This is a genomic window from Rhodococcus sp. IEGM 1379, assembly GCF_030056815.1.
Classification (GTDB): domain Bacteria; phylum Actinomycetota; class Actinomycetes; order Mycobacteriales; family Mycobacteriaceae; genus Rhodococcus_F.
In genome coordinates this window covers 18,592-40,408 of the sequence record NZ_JASHKR010000036.1, presented here as the reverse complement: position 1 = coordinate 40,408, position 21,817 = coordinate 18,592, and the positions used below count along the sequence as shown (strand labels likewise).

Sequence of the window (21,817 nt, the reverse complement as noted above, 5' to 3'; positions counted from 1 at the left end):
GCGGGGTGATTACCCCGCCCGCCGTCTGCGGTTATGTGACTGTACGCAATTCGCGACGCAAGATCTTCCCGGTAACGGTCTTGGGGAGTTCTTCCACCAACACCACCGATCGTGGGTACTTGTACGCCGCCATACGTTTTTTGCAGTGATCGATCAGATCTTCCGGGGTGGCCGAAGCGCCGGCGACGAGACTGACAAATGCCTTCACCGTCTCGCCTCGATATTCGTCCGGGATTCCGACAACTGCGGCCTCACGTACGGCCGGGTGTTCTGCGAGAACGTCCTCGACTTCGCGGGGCCACACCTTGTAGCCGGACGCGACGATCATGTCTTTCTTCCGGTCGACGACGTAGAACCAACCGGCTTCGTCCATGAAACCCACGTCACCGGTGTGGAACCATCCGTCGCGAATTGCCGACGCACTTTCCTCGGGCTTGTTCCAGTATCCCCGCACAACCTGCGGACCGCGTACGACGAGTTCACCGATTTCACCCACGGGCAGAACAGCGCCCTTCTCGTCCTCGATCCTGACGACAGTGTTCGGGACAGGGACTCCGACCGACAGTGCGCCGGAGGTGGGATCGACAGGTGTATGAGCTCCCACCGGGACGGCGTGAGTCGGCGACGTGGTCTCGGTGAGTCCGTAGATGTTGTGCAGTGCAACGCCTGTCATAGCGCGCACTGCTTCCGCGGCGGTCGGTGAGATAGGCGCGCCACCGGAGTAGAGCAGCCGCATCGAGGTGAAATCCTCGGGAACGCAGCCCGGAGTATTGAGCAGCGCGGTGAAGGCCGTGATCGCGCCGACGGTGAATGTCGGTCGATGTTCGCGAATTGCGTCGAGCATCACCTCGGGATGGAACCGGTAGGCCAGTACCAGAGGCATTCGCACCAGAATTGATGCCGCGACGTGGCCGATCAAGCCGGTGATGTGGAACAACGGCGCGACTCCGAGCACCGTGTCTTCGGAGTTCAGTCCCAACCAGTCCCGGTACACCTGAGCGTTGAACGTCATATTCGAGTGAGAAGTCATCGCTCCCTTCGGTGGACCGGTGGTTCCCGACGTATAGGTCAGTACTGCAATATCTTCCGGCGCGATGTCCGTCGTAATCGGGTCGCCGACGGAATGGTTCTCGATCAAGGTCGCGAAATCTTCGGTGTCGAGGTTCTTCTTCACGATCCCCTCGAAAACCCTCGAGTCGTTGCGGCTCTGGTACTCGAGTTCAGAGGTGGTGATGACGCGTTTCACCGGAGAGTTCGCGACGACATTGCGGCCTACGGAGTCATACAGGCCTTCCAGGGCGATGAGCACCGACGCTCCGGAATCTTCGAGCTGGTACCCCAACTCCCGTTCGCGGTTCATGGGATTGATCGAGACGGCGGCACCGCCTGCCTTCCAGATGCCGGCCACGGCGACAACGAACTGCGGAACGTTCTGTAGAAACAGTGCGACGCGGTCGCCACGTTTCAGTCCGCCTGCGCGAAGTGCTCGTGCCAGAGCGTCACTCTGACGGTCTAATTCACGAAAGCTGAGCTGGCGGTCGAAATATTTCACGGCCGCCGCGTCCGGATCGGAGCGAACTGCGGCAGCCAGCATTGCGAGCATCGTGGGATGTTCGACCTCGATGTCCGAGGGAACGTCGTTGCGGTACAACGCTATCCATGGTCGATCTGCATATGTCATTTGATGGCAACCGGATTCACGGGAGAGCCGCTTGCCTTGGCAACCTTGAGCGGTGCGGCGACGTACAGGAACGTGTACTGGCCGTCGGCGGCACAGTCGGCGGCCAATTTTTCGAGATCGCAGATTTCGGTGAACACCACGCCGAGGTTGCGCATCAGGGCATTGTGGAGAACCAATGCAACACCGTTATCGGGATCGGTCGTGACTTCGTTGGCGATGGTATCGGTGACGAGATTCGGAATCTCCATGTCCTGGAACCACTGGACGAGTTCCGGGCTGTAGATCAGGCCGGGCTCACAGAAGCCTTCGTAGAAGGCATCGCCCTGGTCGAAGAACAGCTTGAGGAAATTGGTGCGGATAACCAGGATGTCCCGCTTTTCGATCGCCACACCCTGCGCTTCGGCACACGCCAAAAGGTCATGGTGCGTGAAGGTTTCAGCCTTGTCGAGATTTTCTTTGCCGCGGAACTTTGCCATGTCGAGCAGTACTGCGCGTCCGACGACTCCGCGGTCTGCAATCGGTTCGACGCTGGCCTTCTCCAATCCGCCGATGGTTGTGTCAGCCGAATAGCCGTTCCACAGTGCGCCGTCGTACCAGACATGGCCGAGGGCGTCGTATTGCGTCGATCCCTGGAGGAATGCGTCGATCTTGTCGTCGGCGTAGTGAAGGCCGCCGGGGAAGTTGGGGGCGTCATCGCCGTCCCAACTACTTTCGTCGAGAATCTGAGTGCGCTCGGCCGGAGTGCGTCCGGGCCACACCGGGTCGCCCTTGGGGTCGCCGATCAGACGCTGCAACGTGAACACGGAACCCTGCTTGATAGTGCCGACACCTCGAAGCACCTGTGCGGCGTCGAGGTAGTTCAGGGAACCGACCTCGTCGAGTTCTCCCCACTTGCCCCAGTTACTGGGCGCGTCGCGCAGGAGTTCTCCAAGATAGGGCGCTTCGGTCATGATGTGTGATCCTCTCGCTGCCGGAACCGAGCGATCGCTCGGGCGGACCTTGTGTTTTGTGATCCACATCATGGTCAGGCCGATAATGAGTAGTCAACCGCTTCAGGAATTTCCGTGGTCACCGCATTGTCAGATTTTCAATGTTCGGAAATACTGAACACTATGGCGGAAACTGAGAATACTGTCCTGATCGGAGCGTCGATCCGGCAAGCTCGACGCGACGGTGGTCTTTCGCTGCGAGAATTGGCCAGGAGGCTCGAGGTCAGTCCTGCCACTCTCAGCGCCGTCGAGACCGGGAAGACCAGGGTCAGTGTCGACAGGTTAGCTTCGATCGGCGGCGTTCTGGGCGTGCGTTTCGATGCTCTGTTGCCGGCCGCCGTGGTTCGCCCGGCGGAGCAACAGACGTGGGGCCGAGAACGGTCGGATCCGATTCAGCATTTTCGCCCGGAGGAGTGGCGAAGGTTCGGACCGAGTTCGTTCGATTCGGTGTTGGCCGCCGCGCTCGCGGAGATGGTGAAGACCGGGTACCACGGCGCCGCGATGCGTGAAATCGCCAAGCGTGCGCAGATGAGTGTTCCGGGTCTATATCACCACTACGCCAGTAAACAGCAGATGCTGACCGAAATTCTCGATCGAACCATGGCCGAATTGAACACGAGATCGCTGGCAGCGATCGACGAAGGTGAAAGTCCTGCGGAAAGATTGGCGTTTCTTGTCGAATGCGTGACGTTGTTCCACATCTATCGTCGAGATCAAGGTTTCATCGGTGCTAGTGAAATGCGCAGTCTCACAGTGGAAAACAGGGTACGCATAGCGGAGTCGCGCAACTATCAGCAGTGGTTGATGACCAAACAGGTGGACGACGGGGTTGCGGGCGGTGTGTTCGAGACGGATCGGCCTCGGCAGGCCGCGCGCGCAATTGTCGTGATGTGTGTATCTGTCGCACAATGGTATCGACCGAGCGGGCGACAAACTCCCGAGGAGATCGCCCAGGATTACTCGCGCTTTGCGTTGGATCTTGTGCGGTGTCGGCGCATTTAGCAGCTGTTCTCGCAGCAGAACTCAGCGACCGTGGCGCTTTTCGTAGTCTTCACGGTCGCTGTCGGCCCGTCGCTGTGCTTTCTCGTTCAGCAGGTCGGGATCGAGACCGTGGCTCAGGAGGCGGTGACGGCGGTAGATGGTGCCCAATGCGACAACAAAATAGGCCAGTGGGATGAGCAGTAGAGCCATCATGGCCAACGGAATCCAGACGGGTCCCGGGATCAAGAGGAACAGCATGAGGATGAGCATCGCCGGAACCGTGAAACGAACAATGTAGCGGACCTGCGCACCCGGACCGACAAGATCGTTGCGAACCCAATCCTGGTAGGTGTCGGGGAGCGTCTTACCCAGAAGGTATCCGCAGTACTGAGGGAAACTCGGGCGGGTTTGTTCGGCCATACTCCCAGGATAGTTGCCGGTATCGGCCGGTTTACGCCGGTGCCGGGAATGTGCGTCGATATGCGCTCGGGGAGACTCCCCGGGTCCCGCTCCTGCAGAATCCTTCCTGTGACTTCCGAGACCTCACTGTCTGAATCGGCCCCACCGCGCTTTCACCGTGCCTGGTCGGTTGCGATCGTGGCGTTTCTCGCGTTGGTCGGTGCCGCAAGCTTCCGCGCGGCCCCGTCGATCCTGATCGACCCTCTGCACGAAGATTTCGGCTGGTCGAGGGCCAGTATTTCGGCCGCGGTTTCGGTGAACCTTGTTCTGTACGGCCTCACGTCGCCGTTTGCGGCAGCCCTCATGGAGCGGTTTGGGATTCGCGCAGTTGTCACCTCGGCTTTGGCGCTGATCTCGTTGGGCAGCGGCCTGACCATCTTCATGACCTCGAGTTGGCAGCTCATCCTGCTGTGGGGTGTCTTCGTCGGCTTGGGTACCGGATCGATGGCCCTGGCATTTGTCGCGACCATCGTCGACCGCTGGTTCGTGGAGAAGCGTGGACTCGTGACCGGCATTCTGACTGCCGGCGGTGCGGCCGGTCAGCTGGTGTTCCTGCCCGTCTTGGCAAAGATCTCCGAAACCTACGACTGGCAGAGCGTCGCCTTCACCGTATCGTTCGCGGCGTTAGCCGTAGTGCCGTTCGTGCTGCTGTTCCTGCGCAACTTTCCGTCCGACGTAGGTACGACGCCTTACGGTGCGCCGGCAGATTACGTCGCTCCCACTTTGCCCGTCCACCAACGCGGCGGCGCTGCGGGCCGCGCAATTTCGGTGCTGGTGACGGCGTCGAAAACCAAGGTGTTTTGGCTCCTTGCCGGCACTTTCGCAATTTGCGGTGCAAGCACCAACGGGCTCATCGGCACGCATTTTGTTCCGGCGTCGCACGATCACGGCATGCCGATCACGACGGCCGCGTCGCTCCTGGCAGTGATCGGAATCTTGGACATGGTCGGGACCATCGCGTCAGGGTGGTTCACGGACCGGATGGACTCGCGGAAACTGCTCGGCATCTATTACCTGTTTCGCGGGATCTCGCTGCTTTTCCTGCCGTTGCTCCTCGCCAACACAGTCCATCCGCCGATGATCGCGTTCGTCATTTTCTACGGACTCGATTGGGTGGCGACGGTTCCGCCGACCGTCGCGCTGTGCCGGCAGCATTTCGGGGCCGACGCTCCCATCGTGTTCGGCTGGGTCCTGGCGTCGCATCAGATCGGCGCAGGCCTCGTGGCTTTCCTCGCGGGCCTGGTTCGCGATCAGATCGGCTCGTACGACTCGGCCTTCTATGTGGCGGGCGGGCTGTGTGCGATTGCAGCGGTGATGTCATTGCTGATCGCGAAGCGACCGAAACACGAGGTAGTTGTCTCTGTGTGAATCGGCACTGTGATCGGTACCACCGACGGGGTAGGTTGTGTGTAACTTAAGGAACTACTCACCAGTAGGGGTACAGAAATGCCTGCTCCGTCCGCTGCGACCTTCTCGCGGCTCGCCGAACTGATTGCCATCGACAATGTTGCCGATCGCCCGACGAAGTCCATTACCGAGGTGTTCACCGGCAAGGAGCTGGCGACCATCCCCGTCGGCACCGCCGACGATGCTCTCGCGGCCATCGCCCGTGCCCGTGTCGCTCAGAAGGAATGGGCCAAGCGTCCCGTCCTCGAGCGCGCTGCCATCTTCCACCGCTACCGCGACCTCATTCTCGAGAACCGCGACGCCCTGATGGACATGGCTCAGGCCGAGACCGGCAAGTCGCGTACCGCGGCGCAGGAAGAAGTCCTCGACATCTCGATGACGGCACGTCACTATGCACGCGTCGCTCCGAAGCTGCTGCGTCCGCGCCGCGTCTCGGGCATGCTGCCGGGCCTGACCAAGACCGTCGTCCGCTACCAGCCCAAGGGCGTTGTCGGCGTCATCTCGCCGTGGAATTACCCGATGACACTGGCAGTGTCCGACGCCATCGCTGCGCTGATCGCCGGCAACGCCGTCGTTCTCAAGCCGGACAGCCAGACGCCGTACTGTGCGCTCGCCTGCGTCGAACTGCTGTACAAGGCAGGCTTGCCGCGCGATCTGTTTGCAGTCGTTCCCGGACCGGGCTCCGTTGTGGGTACCGCGCTGGTGGAGAACACGGAATACCTGATGTTCACCGGTTCCACTGCCACCGGTCAGCTTCTTGCCGAGCAGGCCGGACGCCGTCTGATCGGCTTCTCCGCCGAGCTCGGTGGCAAGAACCCGATGATCGTCGCTGCCGGTGCTGATCTGCGTGAGGTCACGGACGCAGCCGTGCGTGCGTGCTTCTCCAACTCAGGCCAGCTGTGCATCTCCATCGAGCGCATTTACGTCGAAGAGTCCATCGCACCCGAGTTCATTCGTATGTTCGGTGACCGCGTCAAGAAGATGAACATTGCCGCCGGTTACGAATTCGGCATCGAGATGGGCAGCCTCGTTTCCGAGGCTCAGGTCAAGGCCATCTCCGCGCATGTCGACGACGCAGTTGTGAAGGGCGCCACCGTTATTGCCGGCGGAAAGGCGCGCCCCGACATCGGACCGCTGTTCTACGAGCCCACCCTGCTCACCGGAGTTCCCGCCGACGCCGACTGCTACCGCGACGAGACCTTCGGGCCTCTCGTCTCGATTTACCCCGTCAAGGATGTCGAAGAGGCCATCGCCCAGGCCAATGACACCGAGTACGGTCTCAACGCCAGCGTCTGGGCCGGCAGCAAGGCCGCCGGCGAGGCAATCGCCGCACGTATTCACGCGGGCACCGTCAACGTCGACGAAGGCTACGCGCCCACCTGGGGCAGCACCGCTGCACCGATGGGCGGCATGGGTGTCTCGGGTATCGGACGCCGTCACGGACCCGAGGGTTTGACCAAGTACACCGAACCCCAGACGGTTGCGACCACTCGCATCATGAATCTCGGTGGGCCGCGCGGAATTCCGGCCAAGGTGTGGGCCAAGCTCATGCCTCACGCCATCAAGATCATGTCCTGGGTTCCGGGCCGGTAACGGGTGAACCGCGCGAGCGCGTACATCGAGGCAACTCCGTCCGAGGTTTGGGCTGTAATCAGCGACCTCGAGGGAATGGGCCGCTTCAGTCCCGAAAACACGGGCGGGAAGTGGACTTCCGGAAAACCGGGCACGGTCGGTGCGACGTTCAAGGGCACCAACAAGCATGGTCTGGTTCGGTGGACTACTCGCTGCACTGTCGCCGAAGTTGTTGACGGTCAGAAGTTCTCCTTCGAGGTAGACGACTCGAAGGCGCGTTGGACGTTCCTCGTGGAGCCCTCCGATACGGGCACGCTGCTCACCGAGACCCGCGAGATCTTCGCGAAAACGAGTCCCTACGTGCGCGTCGTGTCCGGAAGTGGACTGCTGGGTCGCAACCGCGATCAGCTGATGCAGAGTGGGATCGAAACTACCCTGACTCGCATCAAGGAGCATCTCGAAAAGTAGGACAGCATAAAAGCGGGGCGGCACTCGGTACGACTGCCGCCCCGCTTTGTTGCTGTCTAGGTCAGCCGGCGGCGTCGATAAGCGCTGTGTAGACGCGTTCGGGTTCTTCGGCAATGCGATTGAGAACGTAGAGCCACCACTGCGTTCCGAAGATCACGTATTCGCGCGTGGCGAAGCCCTCCGCGCGCAGGCCATCCAGTTGCTCGGTTCCGAGGCCGAGCAACATCTCGAACTCGACGTGGTCTGCTTTCAGGGCTGAATCATGTTCTGCGCACAGTGCCTCGATGATGTCTCGATCATGTGTTGCAATCGCAACGGGATGACCGGTGTCAACGATCTGCGAGACGTACTTCAGGTAGGCGTCACGTAGTTCGGCACTACCCCGAGGGTATGCGATCGAATCCGGTTCCAGGAAAGCGCCTTTGACCACTCGAATGCGGCCGGGGCGGCCGATAAGTGTTGTGATGTCCTGGGCGGTTCGGTGCAGTCTCGCCTGAACGGTGATGCCGACGTGGGTGAATCTCTCTGCCAGTCGGGCGTGCATATCGAGAACCAGATCGGTGCGGTCAGAACCCTCAGCCGAGATCATCAGTTCGGTACCGGCGCGCTCCGTTGCCTCGGCCAGGCGAACAACATTGCGGTAGCACAACTCTGGGTCGACGACGAGACCGATGTGCGAGAGATCGAAGGACACGGTGCTGTCGACGCTCGTAGTGCCGATCCGCTCGGCAAGTTCGACGAATACGTCGGTTTCGGAGTTCGCGAGTTCGGAGTCGCGGACACTCTCTCCGGTGTATTCGATGCTGCCTTTGTGTCCGCGGGCGAAGATTGCGGGTAGGCGATCGAAGGCTTCGTCCATCGTTTCGCCGGCGACATAGCGATCGGCAACGCGTCGTGCGAGTGCTGCCGAGGTGGCGTCCGCCATGGTGTGCGCTTTCAGCGTTTCGTCCAGCGCGAGACGTCGCAGTACGTCGGCGGCCTGGGCTTGTAGGTCCTTGTTCACGGTGTCAGCTTACGTTTTGTGACGTGGCAGGAATTTTTCTTCGAACCCTTGCGTTCGATCTATTGCCGATATATCGTCGATACGTCAAGTAAACACAAACAGTCCAGGAGGACAACATGTACGCCCCACACAACAACCCAGAAATGCAAGAACGCCGCGAAGACTGCGGACATGGCCACGAGCGTCGTGGACGCCGTGAACACGGACCTCGTGGAGGTTGGGGATTTGCCGAAGGTCGCCCTGAACGAGGTGCCGGACGTGAATTCGAAGGTGGCCCCGAAGGCCGACGCGGACGCCCCGACCGTCGAGGCTCTGATCGCCCCGGACCCGGTCGCCGTGGACAGGGTCGCCCCGAGTTCACCGAAGCCGCCGCAAAATTGCGTCCGGAAATGGGACTTCTTCGAGGTGCGGTTATCGCGGTAGGTACCGGTGGAACGGTTGAGCAGGTAGCCAAGGCCGAGGCGGTTCTCGCCGAAGCACGACGGGCACTGTTCGAACTGCTGGCCGAGAAGCCGGCAGAAACTGACCCGGCCGAAACCCCGACTGAAACATCCACTGACACAACAGTTAAGTGATCGCGGTACTTTCACTTTCACGCGCCGCCGTGCACCGGGGCATGTTTCTGCCCCGGTGCACATCATCCTATGAAGATGTAGTTCAGGCTGCTGTCGGTGGACTGTTCCCCGGCAATAGGAACCTGATACGGATCGACCGACATCGGCGGATAGAACCAGGTTTTCCGATCATCCCGATCTCGACACTCCACTCGGTGTGGTGAAGTAATCGATGGTGATGGCCGCACAAAAGTATGAGGTTGTCGAAATCCGTTGGACCACTGTCCATCCAATGAACAATATGGTGCGCGTCGCACCATCCGGGCGGGGTACCGCAGCCAGGAAAAGCACATCCACCATCTCGGACGGCCAAGGCTCGCCGCTGCGGGACCGTCGCTGTTCGTTCGTCGAGTCCCGCGGAAATGCCGTTCTGGTCGAGCAGGATTCGCGTGACCATGCAGTCACAGGCCAGCACCCGGGCACTGTCGAGACTGATCGGCCCCGCCCAGTTGGTGGTCGCGTACCCGAGTTCTTCAGTGGACGGCAACAGGTCTTTCAATGCCGGCAGATCCGTCAGGTCTTTCGCGGTAGCGGTGATGGTCAGGTGCGGCTTGACGCCACCTTCGACGAATTCGTTGCGCTGAAGAATCCTCCCCGACGGGGACTCCGTCGGCGCGGTTGCCGTACTTCTTTTCGATGCGCTGGATGGCGGCTCGGACTTCCGTCGCAGTCGGACACCTTCTTCGAGGCCAGAGACAAAAGTAATTCGCGGGCCTCCTTGACAGCGCCTGGGTGCATATTCTTGGGTGGGTGTTGGCAGAACTGCCCAATCTGATGTGCCTTCTGCAGATCGACATCACCATCGTGAAAAGACTGTGCCCCTAGGGGTTCGAGCATGAACAGCCGCGCCAAGGAAACCAGCTGGCTGCATTCGCCGATCTCGAGGTTGGTGGATCGGTGCAGCCACTGCGCGATAGCCCGAAAGCCGGTGTCGGGGAGAGTGTCATGGGTGAACATCTCGACAACGAGGTGCACCATGCGCGATTGCATGTCGTGGCGGGCGCGAGCCAGGTCGAGAACCTCCGCTTTGAGGCTCTCGCCGTCCAACTGCCATGCTTCCCGATTCCCCATGCGCCAATTCTCATCGAACAGAATCTCGATTCCTAGAGACATATCGGACAGGCTTGTAGCAGTGCTAGTGGGAAATGTTGGTGCACAGCTATATTCGATCGTTCGAGAAATGCAGCTATTTTGATAACCCCCGGCTGCATGCGAAATGCAGATTTGTCTGGAACGCGGGTTTTCCATTCTCACTTCCCGGCAATGCCGTCGATGTCAATCGTGGACCTGTCCACCTCGATAGCGAGTGCGATTGTTGTAGCGCGGGGGCCGTTCAGCGAGGCGGCGTTTGGTGTAACTGGGTTGGACCAGCTTCTGCAGACGTACCGCGAAAGATAGTCACGGTAGCCTCAGATCGAGCCCAGCTCCCGCGCCCGGGCGACGGCCGAGGTCCGAGATTTCACTCCCAGTTTGCCGAAGATGTGGACCAGATGCGATTTCACGGTGGTCTCGCTGAGGAACAGTTCCTTGCCGATTTCGCGGTTCGACTTGCCGGCAGCTACCAGTTTCAGAACTTCGATTTCCCTTGGGCTGAGACTGGTTTCGGGCTTCCGGACGCGGGTCATCAGCTTGGACGCGATCGAGGGGGACAAGACGCTGTCTCCGGCGGCTGCGGAGCGGACGGCCGCGAGCAGTTCGGAAGGCGGGGTGTCCTTGAGAAGGTAGCCACTTGCTCCGGCCTCGATGGCACTGAGGATATCGGCGTCGGTGTCGTAGTTGGTCACGACCAGAACGTGGGGAGGGTTCGGCAGGGCGCAGACGGCGCGGGTGGCGTCGACTCCGGATTTGCCTGCGCCGAAGCGTAAATCCATGAGTACCAAGTCGACTGGAGTGGTGGCACAGAACGAGATTGCCTCTTCGGCTGTCCCGGCTTCGCCGATTACCTCGATGTCGGTTTCACTCTCGAGCAAGGCGCGCAGGCCGGCACGAACTATGGCGTGATCGTCGGCCAAGAGCAGCCGGATCATTCTTCACCGTCGTGGAGGGGGAATGTTACGGTGACGGCAGTGTGACCGGGTTCGGATTCGATGTCGAAGGTGCCGCCCTGTAGTTGGACGCGTCGTCGAATCGCAGTGAGCCCGAAGGATTCGACCGGGCCCCGGTCGAGTGCTGCTACGTCGAAACCGATTCCGTTGTCGACGATATCGAGGCTCACGGTGTCTTCGGAGTATGTGAGGGTCACGGCCATCCTGGTGGCTTCGGAGTGCCGAAGCACATTGGCGACTGCGCCCTGCGCGATGCGGACCAGGGTGGCTTCGAGGGGCATCGGCAACGCTACCGCTTCACCTTCGATAACGGCGTGAGCCTCTAAGTCGGGACTCGTCGCGCGTTCGCAGATGCGGCCGAGTGCGTCAGCCAGAGACTGGCCGTCGAGGGCTGCCGGAGTCAATTCCGCTATCAGCTGCCTGGTTTCGGCGAGACTGTCCGCGGCGGCTTCACGGGCGAGGCTGATCTGCCGAACGGCGGGACTATCCGGATCGGCTCGCTCGGCAGCGTGCAGCAACATCTGAATACTTGAAAGTCCTTGTGCCACCGTGTCGTGAATCTCGGCGGCAAGCCTCTCTCGCTCGGCAAACTTGCCGGCTTCCCGTGACGTCGACGCCAATTCTTCTCGTGTGTTCATCAATTCGTCGATGAGGCGACCACGTTCGGCTGCTTCGCGGTACAGCGCTTGATAGCCGAGTCCGATCGCAACGGCGACCGCGGCGCCGATGATCGGTCCGATCGCGCCCGCAACAGACCATTCCCGATGCAGGGCTGTACCGATCACGGAGATCGCGGTCGTGACGACTACCGCGATCAGGCTCCAGGGTCGTCGGAGTAGGTGCACGTACAGGAAAAACAGACCGAACACGAGATAGGCAGCCTCGGCGGACAACGCCATCAGGACTATCCACACCAAGGTCAGCACGGCCAGCCACCACAGTGCAGCATTGCCGCGTAGGCGCTTGGCCACGCCGAACAGATAGACGGCAGCAAATATCACCGACAATGAAACGATGTAGGGCGTCAGCGTGGATTCGTCGATGACTGCGCGTAGGAACACGACACCGGCCAGCGCGACTACAAGTATATGCAGGCCGAGTTGAAGGCCGGCGAAGACGGGTGTGAGCGGTGATCGATGCATCCCGCCCAGCATAACCAGATTCGGGCGCTCGCCATCCATCAAAAGTAGTAACGAAGTGTCGTTCTTTTGGTGGCCGCGATGTCCGTCCGAGGTGTGATGGAAAGAGTGTGGATCGGCGGGAGTGTAGAGGCAAGCACAGGAAAGGAATTCACAGTGTTTGTTGCAATGAGGGACTTACGAGCAGCGCGAGGTCGTTTCGCGTTGATCTCGGTAGTGGTTCTGATGGTTGCACTTCTGGTCAGTTTTCTCAGCGGATTGACCGCAGGACTGCGCCATCAGAACGTGTCTGCCATCGAATCCATGAAGGCCGATACCGTCGTTTTCGCCGATACCGGTTCGGGAGCGTCGTTCGATGAATCGGCTATCACCGCAGATCAGTTGAAGGCCTGGACGGCGGGCGCAAAGACTGTTGACCCGGTGGGAATTGCCCGCGGAAAAGCCGGACTGGCGGGTTCCAATCAGCAGTCGGTGTCGCTGTTCGGCGCGGACAGCGGTTTCGGCGACTTGACGCCGGGCGCACCCGGAACGGTAGTCCTCAGTGAAGGCGCAGCGCGTGACTTGGGTGCTGCTGCCGGTGACCACATCAGTGTGGGTTCGGGCCAGTTCACGGTCACGGCTGTTCGCGGTGACGACTGGTACAGCCACACTCCGGTGGTCTGGATGACGCTTGGCGATTGGCAGGATGCAAATCCGCGCGGCGGGGTAGCGACAATTTTGGCGGTTTCCGGAGCGTCGGATGCTTCGGCAATCGACACCGCGGCAGCCACTACATCGACGACTGTCAAGGGTTCGCTCGACGCCATCGGTTCGTACAAGTCCGAGAATGGCTCCCTGACGCTGATGACGCTGATGCTCTTCGCGATCTCGGCCATGGTGATCGGCGCGTTCTTCACGGTGTGGACCATTCAGCGCATGCCTGACGTCGCGACGCTGAAAGCGCTTGGTGCGACAACAGGTTCGCTTGTACGCGACGCCTTGGGTCAGGCGTTCATCGTTCTGATGATCGGCGTGTCGATAGGTATCGGATTGACGGCAATCGCCGGAACTCTCATCGGTGACGCGATGCCGTTCGTGCTGAGTCTCTCCACCACACTGGTGCCCGCATTGGCGCTCATCGGCCTCGGGTTGGTCGGCGCAGCATTCGCCCTCCGTTTCCTCGTGACCACAGATCCACTCACAGCCCTAGGGAGCACACGATGACAATCGGCAGCACTGTTCTCGATCTCCAGAACGTCAACCTCACCTTCCCCGACGGTCAGTCGCGGATCACGGCTCTCGACGATGTGTCGTTGAGCTTGCGCCGCGGCGAGATAGCGGCGATTACCGGGCCGTCGGGCTCGGGCAAGTCCACCCTGCTCGCGGTGGCGTCGACGCTCATCCGTCCTGATTCGGGTCACGTCTACTTCCGTACGCCGGAAGGCAGCACCGACATCGCTGCGCTCAGCCGTAAGGCTGCGTCTGAATTGCGACGCAATTCGATCGGGATCGTGTTCCAACAGTCCAACCTGGTGTCGTCGTTGACGGCTCTGGAACAGCTCGAGGTGATGGCGCATCTGGGTCAGTCGGTGTTCACGCCCCTGGCGCAGCGTAAGGCCGTGAAAGAGAAAGCGATGGATTTGCTCGATGCCGTCGGATTGGCGGATCAGAGCGGAAAGCGGCCTGCGCAACTGTCGGGCGGGCAGCGTCAGCGAGTGAACCTTGCGCGCGCATTGATGAACGATCCGCAGCTTCTGGTGGTCGACGAGCCGACGAGTGCTCTCGATCAGGAGCGTGGTGCCGCAGTGATGGATCTGATCATCGGAGTGGTGCGAGAACGAGAGGCGGCAACCCTTCTCGTCACCCACGATCGCGGCCATCTGCATCGGATGGATGTTGTCTATCGGGTGGTCGACGGAGCGTTGACGACAGATCAGTCGGTGTTCGCAGCCTGATCTCGGCGGCTGCGTCGTCATGCCTCGACACGTCTTGGGAACCAGAAGGCAACCGATCATTTGCTGGGACGCTAGACTGTTGTCGACTTGGGCAACATGAGAGGACGTGTTATGGAACGCCGCCGCAATGTTGCGCCGCCGACGCAATCACCGATAGCTGATCTGGAGCAGATGCCGGCTCTGATCTTGCTCGACAGATTGCCCGTGCCGGTGATGGCCGTGCACCGTGACGGAAGCATCGTCTTTGCCAATCCGTCGTTCGCGGACATGATGGGTTATCCCAAAAAGGCCGTCTCAGCACTGCGTTTGCAGGACATCCTGTATGACAAGGATGCCGACGACGTCAGTGCTGAGCAGGCCCACCGCGAGTTGAGTTCGGAGCCGGGGTCCATCAAGGAATTTGTGCACGCAGACAGCACCTTGGTGCGTGCGACGGTCAGTCAGTCGTTGCTTCGCCGCGACGACGACACGATCACGCTGGCGGTTCTCCACGATCTGACCGAGCGTCTGTGGAACAACCCGCGTCACACCTTGGACAATCCGAACGGCTGATCAGCCGCTTCGCGGCCTGGATGTCGGTTGTCGGTCCAGGCCGAGGGTTGCCGAGAGAGTGTCGACTACCCACTCCTCGTATCGTTGACCGCTCCAGCCCGCATCGATCACCAGATCGGTGAAGGTTTCGGCGCTCGACAAGCTGAGTGCAGTATTCACCGCAGTCTCGAGGTCGACGGTCGGAGCTTTCTCGACAAGTCCGATCATGAGGTGCTGCTGAACAGTTCGACGCTGTTCGCGATTGATGTGCCAGAGAAGTGCTGCGTCTTCGTCGGCGGATGCGGCAGCCCGCAAGGCCAGCAGGATATCTGCAGTTCTTTCGAGGATGAGCCGTCCGTGATGTACCTGAATTCGGAGTTGTCCGAGCGGGTGTGGGGCACCGAGCGCGGCTGCCACCCAGGGCCGATCGAGAGTGTTCACTCTTGCCTCGTCGCCGCTCACCGAATCATCGAGTAGCGCCGCCAAGACACTCGGTTTGTTGCCGAAGACGAAGTACACACTTTGCACCGAAACTTCGGCTGCCTCGGCGAGGTGTTTGATGGTCGCTGCCGCATAACCAGGATTCACGAAGACGCGTCGTGCTGCCTCGATGATCTTGGTCCGCGCTGAAATATCCCCGGTAATTCTTGTTGCCCCCGTCATGAATTGGAGCTTAGCTCCAGAGCGAAGCTCTAGCGACCGGGACAAAATGAGGTGGGCAGAACAAACGGCCCGAAAGAGCGGATTTCGGGCCGTTTGTGGTGTGCTTGATCAGTTCTCGGGCTTGGACTACCCGAGAATGCGAGCCTTCTGTGCATCGAACTCGGCGTCGGTGAGGACGCCCGCAGCTTTCAGTTCGCCGAGCTTGGTGAGCTGCTCGATCTTGGCGTCCATAGAATTTTCCGACGTTGCCGGAAGCGGCGGAAGATCAGGAATCGACTGAACCACCGGGACCTGCTGGGCCTGAGCCTGCTCTGCGCGCTGGTCTGCTTCGGCCCAACGGGTTCGCTGACGGCGCTGAACATTTCCGTGAATGGAGCTTGCGACGGCTACGCGGCTGGCTCGCCTGATAAAGCTCATGCTTCGTTCTCCGTCTCGTTCAAAGCGGTTGCCAACTCGTCGAGTGAGATGTGGCCTTCGGTGATCACTCGGCCACCGGCCCGCGCCCACGCGTCGAGTACCGGCAGCAGGGTCATCTCTTCGTAAACGAGTACTGCTGCAACACTTCCGTCGGCGATGTCTTCGCCGACGGCCGCGACGTCAGCCGCGTCGAGGAGTCCGGAAGCGGCACCGTCGAACTGGGACAGATCAAAATCTGTGAGGTCGAAGGACGACGCCGGAACCACGCTCAGTGAACTGTCCGCAGCCTTGGCGACGAACTCGAGATCGAGGATGCGAATGGTTCCGTTGTCGACGGCTGCGAGCAACTGCTCGAAACCATCGGCAGTGACTGTGCCGTCGGGAAATTCGACAGCGATGTATTCGATTGGACCGAACTGGCCTTGATTGGACATCAGCTTCTTCTTACCCTTCTTTGGGGTCGGTGTGTTCGACGAGTATGGGAATTCGTTCGGCATCCGTCCGGCTGGCGTATTCGTCGCTAACGATAGCCGTCTCGACTTCGTTTGCGGATGCAGCACTCCGATAGACGATCATCTCGCGTTGCAGTGCCCGGCGGAACCGCGGTTGCTCGGCCAGCAACACGGCCATCACGGTCAGCAGTAGCCAGGTCGCGGCGGCGCTCGCAATGAGCATGGCCACCGGAATCCACGGTCCGCCCATCTGCTCGAGCAGGGTTGTCTTGGCCCAAACACGCCAGTAGAGCATGAGATTGACGATCAGGCCGACGCCGTACGAGATGGCGAAGGACATGAGAAACGGCTTCCAGGTGCCGTCGTAGCGGCGTTCGAGCATCGGTTCGGCGCGTAGGGGCAAGACGACGGACATCACGTTGGCTACGCCCAGCCAGAGCAGGATCATCGTCAGGACCTGCCCGCAGGCTTTCACCAATTCGGTGCTGGTTCCGGCGCGCCACGACAGGACTGCGCTGAGCAGGAATCCGGCTGCACCCACGAAGATCAGCATGACGAAGTTCTTGGCTACCAGTACATGCCAGAGACGCGTGCCACCCGAGAGCGCAGCCCGTACGCGTCCGGCGTCGAAGCTCAGGGCATTGGTACAGACGACGCTTCCGATGACGCCCGACAACGCGTATAGCGCAAGGTAGGGGAGGCGGTCTTCCTTGCTGTCCCACTGGAAGATACGGATGAACGCGAGATAGCCGAAACCGAGTCCGAGACTCAGGCCCAGCCGGAAGGCGATGGATCGAGGTTTGCCGACAAAGACATGCCGGAATTCCTCGCCGATTCGCCGACCGAGATCCTGGAAGTGCCGCACAGCCGGATTCCCCGCTGCGAGAGGGACATAGCCGCGGATTGCCGCGGCAACGTCATCGTTGTCACCGGCGTCCAGTGCGGCGACTCGCGCTTCGAGGACTGCCAGATGCGCTGCCCGCAAGGCGATCCGTGCCGTGGTGACCGCAGCGGTCGCGTCGGCTTCGGCTTGGGCTGCGGCGCCGATGGTGGCGTCGGCCGGCAACGGCGGTTGGAGACGGGTGATCAACTCGAGTTGGCGGGCCATGTGCGGCGACGGAGAGAGGCCGCTGTACGTCGGTTGGCTCAGTGCCGAGCGTTCGTCGTCCAACGCTTCCCGAACCGACATTGCCGCTTTCTGCACGGCGGTTCGGTTCTGCCACCGGACCGAACGGGCTTCACGTTCAGCCGCGATGGCCCGGGATGCAACCTCGGCCAGGTCCTCGACCGCAGTCATCTGCTCATTCCCCTCGGTAGGTGTAACACTGGCGGATGTGACGACAACTCAGGACAAGGCGGATCTGCAGCAATACCTTCAAACGGCTCGCGATGCCTTGCTCTGGAAACTCGATGGTCTTTCGGAGTACGACATCAGACGGCCGATGACACCCACCGGCACCAATCTCTTGGGACTTGTGAAACACATGATCGGTGTGGAGTACGGGTACTTCGGTCCGGTTTTCGGCCGGGCAGTAAATGATCTTCCGTCGTGGTTGCGTTCGGACGAGTCCAATGTGGATATGTGGGCAACCTCCGAGGAAACCCGCGAGGACATCGTCGACGCATACCGTCGTGCTTGGGCTTTCGCCGATACGACGATTTCCGAATTGGATCTGGATTCGCCGGGCTTGGTCAAACCGTGGCCCGAGGAACGACGCGAGGTGACGTTGCATCAGATCCTCGTGCACGTCGTCGCCGAGACTCATCGTCATGCCGGCCACGCGGACATCGTTCGCGAAATGATCGACGGCAGTGCAGGTCTGCGACCCGATTACAGCAATCTCGGTTCGAGCGATCAGGCGTGGTGGGCCGACTACTGTGACCACCTCGAAGAGGTTGCCCGTTCGGCCGACCACGCCTGATCCGGACTCTATTCGAGTATCGCTGCCGCACCGATCACGACAACGACGATGACGAAGTTGATCGCCACCAACGGCCAGACGAAGCGCAGGAACTTGTCGTAGCCGACCTTGGCCATCGCGAGACCGCCGACAACGACGACATTGGTGGGCGCAACCATCAGCATCAGGCCATGGCCCATCTGGAAGGCAGTGATCACCAAAGACCGGCTGACTCCGGCGAAGTCGCCCAGCGGCGCCAAGAGCGGCATCGCGAGGGTGGCGTGACCCGAGCTGGACGGAATGAGGAATGCCAGCGGGATGTTGACGATCATCACGAGAATCGCGAACACGCCGGCGGACGCGCCGTTCACCAACTGCTCCATCGCATTGAGGATGGTGTCGAGGGTTTCGGTGTTGGTCATGATGACCGAGACACCGCGAGCGAGCAGGATGACGATGGCCGGACCGACCATGTCGCCGGCGCCGCGGGTGATCAGCGAGACGATCTTCTTCTCACCCATCTTGGCGACGATGCCCACGAGGACTGCGGCGAGAATGAAGAGCATCGCCAGTTGCGGGAACCACCAGTTCAATTCGAACCAGTACGGCTCGGTTGTGGTGAGGTGGTAGGCGTCGTACTCGGCGGGGCCGGTGGTGGCTCCGAAGATGCTCGACCACGGAATGACCGAGAAGATCATCAGGCCGAAGGTGAGTCCGGTGATGGCGAGGACCAGCTTTTGCGTACCGGTGAGCTTGCCGTCGACGTCGACGGGCTCGGCCGGCTCGTCCTCGTCGTCCTCGTCGACGTCGAATCCGACGATGGATGCGGAGGGGTCCTTCTTGACCTTGGCTGCGTACCGAAGCACGAATACCACTGCAACAGCGGTCAATATGATCCACAGGATCACACGCAGAACGATACCGTCGCCGATGGAGACGCCGGCTTCACCGGACGCGACACCGATCGAGAACGGGTTGACGGTCGATGCCATGTTGCCGATGAGAGCGCCGAGGATGATCATGGTGGCGGCGACCATGCGGTCGTAGCCGAGTGCCGTCATCAGCGGGATCAGAAGGGCGTAGAAACCGAAGGTCTCGACGGAGAAACCCATCGTCGAGCCGAGCAGCGAGAACAGCACCATGATGACGGTGATGAGCAGCCAGCCCTTGTCGCTGAGCTTCGTAGCAAGCTGCGAGACAGCGGTTTCGAGGCTTCGCGTCGCGAAGCTGACCGAGATGAAGGCGCCGAGCGCCATGATGAACAGTACGACGCCGACGGAACCGAAGAGCCGTCCGATGTTGTCGGTGTCGACAAATCCGGTGAGAGAATCCTGAACGCCGTAGAGGCCGTTCACCGGTGAGAGAATCAGCTGCTGAATGCGTTCCCAGAACGTCAGTGGCGAGGATACCGTTTCGAAGCTACCGGGAACGGGCGAGCCGTCCACGTCGACACCGAATCGTCCGGCCGGAATGAACAGTGCGGCAACCCAAACCAGAATCGTGACGATGGCAAGCATCGTGACGGCGCCGGGAAATTCGAATTTCTTCTTCACCGGCGACTGCGCGGTGCCTTCTTCGGTCTTGGTGCTCATTTCTTCCCTTCGAATGTGCGGGCGTACTCCTGGAAGAACAGTGCTTTTGCGACGACGGCCTTCTCGAGTTCGTCGAGAAGGACCCGCTCGTTGGGGCCGTGGATGTTCGCGTAACCGTCTGTGGCACCGAACAGCAACTTTTCGGCGGTAGGAACAGCGGTATCCAGAGCCATGACGATGGGGATGGACCCGCCGCCGGCCATCTGACCCGCTTCTTCGCCCCACGACTCGGACAGGGCGAACATCGCGGCGTCGAATGCCGGACCGCCCTGGGCAGCAGCGAATCCGTCGCCGGTCTCGCCTGCCTTGACGTCCAACTCGAGGCCGAACGGGCGAAGCGCCTGCAGGTGTTCGACCAGTGCAGTCTGGGCCTCTACGGCCGGCTGGCGGGGGTGCACACGAAGGTTGATCACTGCGCGAGCAGTACTGGCAACGGCATTGACCGCGCCGTCGACGGGAGGTGCGTCGATACCGGTGACGGTGATCGCCGGCCCGGACCAGATTCGTTCACCGATTCCGCCGGTGCCCAGCAAGGGAAGTCCGTCGCGAACCTCGGCGAGGGTGCGGAATTCTTCGTCGGTGTAACTGATTCCGGTCCAGGGCTCACGCAGTAGACCGTCGACGGCCACGTCACCGTTGTCGTCGTGCAGGGTCGCGAGCGCGCGGATCAGAGCGAGTCGCGCATCCGGAGCGGCGCCGCCGTAGAGGCCGTTGTGCTTGTCGGCGCCCAGCGTTGTCAGTTCCACGATCACCTGAGCGGAACCACGTAGCGCGACCGTCAAAGTGGGGGAGCCGGGACGAACACTGCCGACGTCTGCGATCACCATGGCGTCGGACTGAAAAAGCTCCGGCGCTTCGGGCGGGTAATTGTCGAAAGGGCTACCGAATTCTTCCTGACCCTCGATGACGAGTTTTACCGTCACGGGCGGTTTTCCGTCGAATACGCGGAGTGCGCCGATCATGCCGATCACGTTCGCCTTGGAGTCGGCGGTTCCGCGGCCGTAGAGCGCACCGTCGCGTTCCGCCGGCTCGAAGGGAGGTGAGTCCCAGAGTTCGAGATCTTCGGCGGGAACCACGTCGTAGTGCGAATACATGAGAACGGTCGGAGCGTCTGCCAGGCCGGGAACGGTGGCAATGATGACGGGCGCCGTCTTGCCGGGAATCTCCAGACGGTCGATCTGGGTGACACCGGCATTCTCCAAGAGCGAGACGATCAGATCGTGAGCTTCGAAGAGCGGCGCTGCGGGGTAGCCGTCTGTTGCGACCGACGGTATCCGTACCAGTTCGGTCAATTCGGATTTGAGTGCCGGCATCAAATCTGCGGCAGCACTCTTGATCTGAAGAGGCGTCATCGGCCCTGAGTTTTCAGGCATAAGGTGGATCTCCTTCTGCAAGCGCAGTTGACAGGGATACCGAGCTCCAGAAGAGACGAGTAGAGCACCTGTTCAGAACCGGTCGGTCCATCGTCGGAAAGATTACGGTTATCTCGTTGATTCAGCGCGTCCGGTATGCGAATTGCGCGTCCTGATCACGAACGCGCTTGGGCGAATTATGTAAATAGTCCGAATTGAAGAATTTGAGTGTTGCTTTCCGTAACGCATTCGGTGGCGTTGAGTTCGATAGTCGAATTACCTGAAGATCGATTAGTAACTATTCGGCTAATTTGGGGTTCAGTCAGTGGCATCGACTTCGAATGATTCGGACTGATTGTCAATGGGCGCTCACGCCCCCAAATTGGTGTGGACGAATCTGACATTTGGCATCAAATACGCGGCATATACCATATTTTATCAACTTCGTGCAGTGGTTACCCTCGATCGCCGAACGCGGGTGACCGTATGTAACCCTTTGCCGGTTGAGGCTTGGTTGACATGAATATTTCCACATTCTGCAATCATCGCAATCAGCCGGCAATCTATCAGTTATCGACTGGCTCGGTCTTCAGTTTGCCCGTCTGATTACTTTTCGA

At 60.5% G+C, this 21,817-nt stretch carries 23 protein-coding genes; 9 read left to right on the top strand and 14 right to left on the bottom strand.

The window, feature by feature from the left end; translation table 11 throughout:
- Nucleotides 1–31: 31 nt before the first annotated feature.
- Both QM600_RS18600 and QM600_RS18595 read right to left on the bottom strand, forming a co-directional pair.
- A complete protein-coding gene (locus QM600_RS18600) occupies nt 32–1,681 on the bottom strand; it encodes a class I adenylate-forming enzyme family protein (protein WP_283262980.1) in 1,650 nt (549 codons plus the stop codon).
- The gene (locus tag QM600_RS18595; RefSeq protein WP_283262979.1) at nt 1,678–2,631 is read right to left on the bottom strand and encodes a cyclase family protein; all 954 of its coding nucleotides are present in this window, start codon (nt 2,629–2,631) and stop codon (nt 1,678–1,680) included. Before QM600_RS18595 ends, QM600_RS18600 begins: the two co-directional genes overlap by 4 nt.
- Before the next feature lie 162 nt (nt 2,632–2,793).
- Here QM600_RS18595 and QM600_RS18590 point away from each other — a divergent pair, with 162 nt between their 5' ends.
- Nucleotides 2,794–3,672 carry a TetR-type transcription factor C-terminal domain-containing protein gene (locus QM600_RS18590; RefSeq protein WP_283262978.1) on the top strand — a complete coding sequence of 293 codons (879 nt, stop codon included), beginning with the start codon at nt 2,794–2,796 and terminating at the stop codon, nt 3,670–3,672.
- A gap of 21 nt (nt 3,673–3,693) precedes the next feature.
- Here QM600_RS18590 and QM600_RS18585 read toward each other — a convergent pair whose 3' ends face one another.
- On the bottom strand, nt 3,694–4,071 hold the full coding sequence (locus QM600_RS18585) for a DUF5313 family protein (RefSeq protein WP_283262977.1): 378 nt from the start codon (nt 4,069–4,071) through the stop codon (nt 3,694–3,696).
- 108 nt (nt 4,072–4,179) lie between these two features.
- On the opposite strand from QM600_RS18585, the gene QM600_RS18580 reads away from it, so the two are divergent.
- The 3 genes from QM600_RS18580 to QM600_RS18570 all read left to right on the top strand — a co-directional run bounded on the left by QM600_RS18580 (nt 4,180) and on the right by QM600_RS18570 (nt 7,557).
- Complete coding sequence (locus QM600_RS18580; RefSeq protein ID WP_283262976.1) at nt 4,180–5,478, top strand: MFS transporter; 1,299 nt, start codon at nt 4,180–4,182, stop codon at nt 5,476–5,478.
- Between the two features lie 78 nt (nt 5,479–5,556).
- Nucleotides 5,557–7,110: a succinic semialdehyde dehydrogenase gene (locus QM600_RS18575; protein ID WP_283262975.1), complete on the top strand. Its 1,554-nt coding sequence runs from the start codon at nt 5,557–5,559 to the stop codon at nt 7,108–7,110.
- A 3-nt stretch (nt 7,111–7,113) separates the two neighbouring features.
- Nucleotides 7,114–7,557, top strand: a complete 444-nt coding sequence (locus tag QM600_RS18570) for an SRPBCC family protein (protein ID WP_283262974.1) — start codon at nt 7,114–7,116, stop codon at nt 7,555–7,557.
- A gap of 61 nt (nt 7,558–7,618) precedes the next feature.
- Here the strand turns inward: QM600_RS18570 and QM600_RS18565 are convergent, their stop codons facing one another.
- Entirely contained in the window at nt 7,619–8,560 is a 942-nt protein-coding gene (locus tag QM600_RS18565; RefSeq protein WP_283262973.1) for a proline dehydrogenase family protein, read from the bottom strand.
- A 116-nt stretch (nt 8,561–8,676) separates the two neighbouring features.
- On the opposite strand from QM600_RS18565, the gene QM600_RS18560 reads away from it, so the two are divergent.
- Entirely contained in the window at nt 8,677–9,135 is a 459-nt protein-coding gene (locus QM600_RS18560) for a hypothetical protein (protein WP_283262972.1), read from the top strand.
- An 82-nt stretch (nt 9,136–9,217) separates the two neighbouring features.
- Here QM600_RS18560 and QM600_RS29670 read toward each other — a convergent pair whose 3' ends face one another.
- From QM600_RS29670 to QM600_RS18540, 4 genes are all read right to left on the bottom strand, one after another.
- Nucleotides 9,218–9,571, bottom strand: coding sequence for an HNH endonuclease signature motif containing protein (locus QM600_RS29670; protein WP_349307276.1), 354 nt, complete (start codon nt 9,569–9,571; stop codon nt 9,218–9,220).
- A 143-nt stretch (nt 9,572–9,714) separates the two neighbouring features.
- Complete coding sequence (locus QM600_RS18550; protein ID WP_283262970.1) at nt 9,715–10,287, bottom strand: hypothetical protein; 573 nt, start codon at nt 10,285–10,287, stop codon at nt 9,715–9,717.
- A gap of 296 nt (nt 10,288–10,583) precedes the next feature.
- On the bottom strand, nt 10,584–11,201 hold the full coding sequence (locus tag QM600_RS18545) for a LuxR C-terminal-related transcriptional regulator (RefSeq protein ID WP_283262969.1): 618 nt from the start codon (nt 11,199–11,201) through the stop codon (nt 10,584–10,586).
- Nucleotides 11,198–12,400 (bottom strand): sensor histidine kinase, encoded by a 1,203-nt coding sequence (locus QM600_RS18540; protein ID WP_283262968.1) that lies wholly within the window; start codon nt 12,398–12,400, stop codon nt 11,198–11,200. The genes QM600_RS18545 and QM600_RS18540 overlap by 4 nt, the downstream gene beginning before the upstream one ends.
- 114 nt (nt 12,401–12,514) lie before the next feature.
- Between QM600_RS18540 and QM600_RS18535 the strand changes: the two genes are divergently transcribed.
- The 3 genes from QM600_RS18535 to QM600_RS18525 all read left to right on the top strand — a co-directional run bounded on the left by QM600_RS18535 (nt 12,515) and on the right by QM600_RS18525 (nt 14,844).
- A complete protein-coding gene (locus QM600_RS18535; RefSeq protein WP_283262967.1) occupies nt 12,515–13,561 on the top strand; it encodes an ABC transporter permease in 1,047 nt (348 codons plus the stop codon).
- Entirely contained in the window at nt 13,558–14,292 is a 735-nt protein-coding gene (locus tag QM600_RS18530) for an ABC transporter ATP-binding protein (protein ID WP_283262966.1), read from the top strand. The genes QM600_RS18535 and QM600_RS18530 overlap by 4 nt, the downstream gene beginning before the upstream one ends.
- Nucleotides 14,293–14,388: 96 nt before the next feature.
- Nucleotides 14,389–14,844, top strand: a complete 456-nt coding sequence (locus tag QM600_RS18525; RefSeq protein ID WP_254922716.1) for a PAS domain S-box protein — start codon at nt 14,389–14,391, stop codon at nt 14,842–14,844.
- On the opposite strand, the gene QM600_RS18520 is transcribed toward QM600_RS18525, so the two are convergent.
- From QM600_RS18520 to QM600_RS18505, 4 genes are all read right to left on the bottom strand, one after another.
- Nucleotides 14,845–15,486, bottom strand: a complete 642-nt coding sequence (locus QM600_RS18520) for a TetR/AcrR family transcriptional regulator (protein ID WP_283262965.1) — start codon at nt 15,484–15,486, stop codon at nt 14,845–14,847. It abuts the gene before it with no gap.
- A 126-nt stretch (nt 15,487–15,612) separates the two neighbouring features.
- Complete coding sequence (locus QM600_RS18515) at nt 15,613–15,903, bottom strand: SHOCT domain-containing protein (protein WP_283262964.1); 291 nt, start codon at nt 15,901–15,903, stop codon at nt 15,613–15,615.
- Nucleotides 15,900–16,337, bottom strand: coding sequence for a DUF6325 family protein (locus QM600_RS18510; RefSeq protein WP_283262963.1), 438 nt, complete (start codon nt 16,335–16,337; stop codon nt 15,900–15,902). The genes QM600_RS18515 and QM600_RS18510 overlap by 4 nt, the downstream gene beginning before the upstream one ends.
- 10 nt (nt 16,338–16,347) lie before the next feature.
- Nucleotides 16,348–17,652 carry a hypothetical protein gene (locus QM600_RS18505; protein ID WP_283262962.1) on the bottom strand — a complete coding sequence of 435 codons (1,305 nt, stop codon included), beginning with the start codon at nt 17,650–17,652 and terminating at the stop codon, nt 16,348–16,350.
- Between the two features lie 37 nt (nt 17,653–17,689).
- Between QM600_RS18505 and QM600_RS18500 the strand changes: the two genes are divergently transcribed.
- Nucleotides 17,690–18,277: a DinB family protein gene (locus QM600_RS18500; RefSeq protein WP_283262960.1), complete on the top strand. Its 588-nt coding sequence runs from the start codon at nt 17,690–17,692 to the stop codon at nt 18,275–18,277.
- An 8-nt stretch (nt 18,278–18,285) separates the two neighbouring features.
- Here the strand turns inward: QM600_RS18500 and QM600_RS18495 are convergent, their stop codons facing one another.
- Nucleotides 18,286–19,848 carry a YfcC family protein gene (locus QM600_RS18495; protein WP_283262959.1) on the bottom strand — a complete coding sequence of 521 codons (1,563 nt, stop codon included), beginning with the start codon at nt 19,846–19,848 and terminating at the stop codon, nt 18,286–18,288.
- On the bottom strand, nt 19,845–21,221 hold the full coding sequence (locus QM600_RS18490; protein WP_283262958.1) for a M20/M25/M40 family metallo-hydrolase: 1,377 nt from the start codon (nt 21,219–21,221) through the stop codon (nt 19,845–19,847). The genes QM600_RS18495 and QM600_RS18490 overlap by 4 nt, the downstream gene beginning before the upstream one ends.
- Nucleotides 21,222–21,817 lie beyond the last annotated feature (596 nt).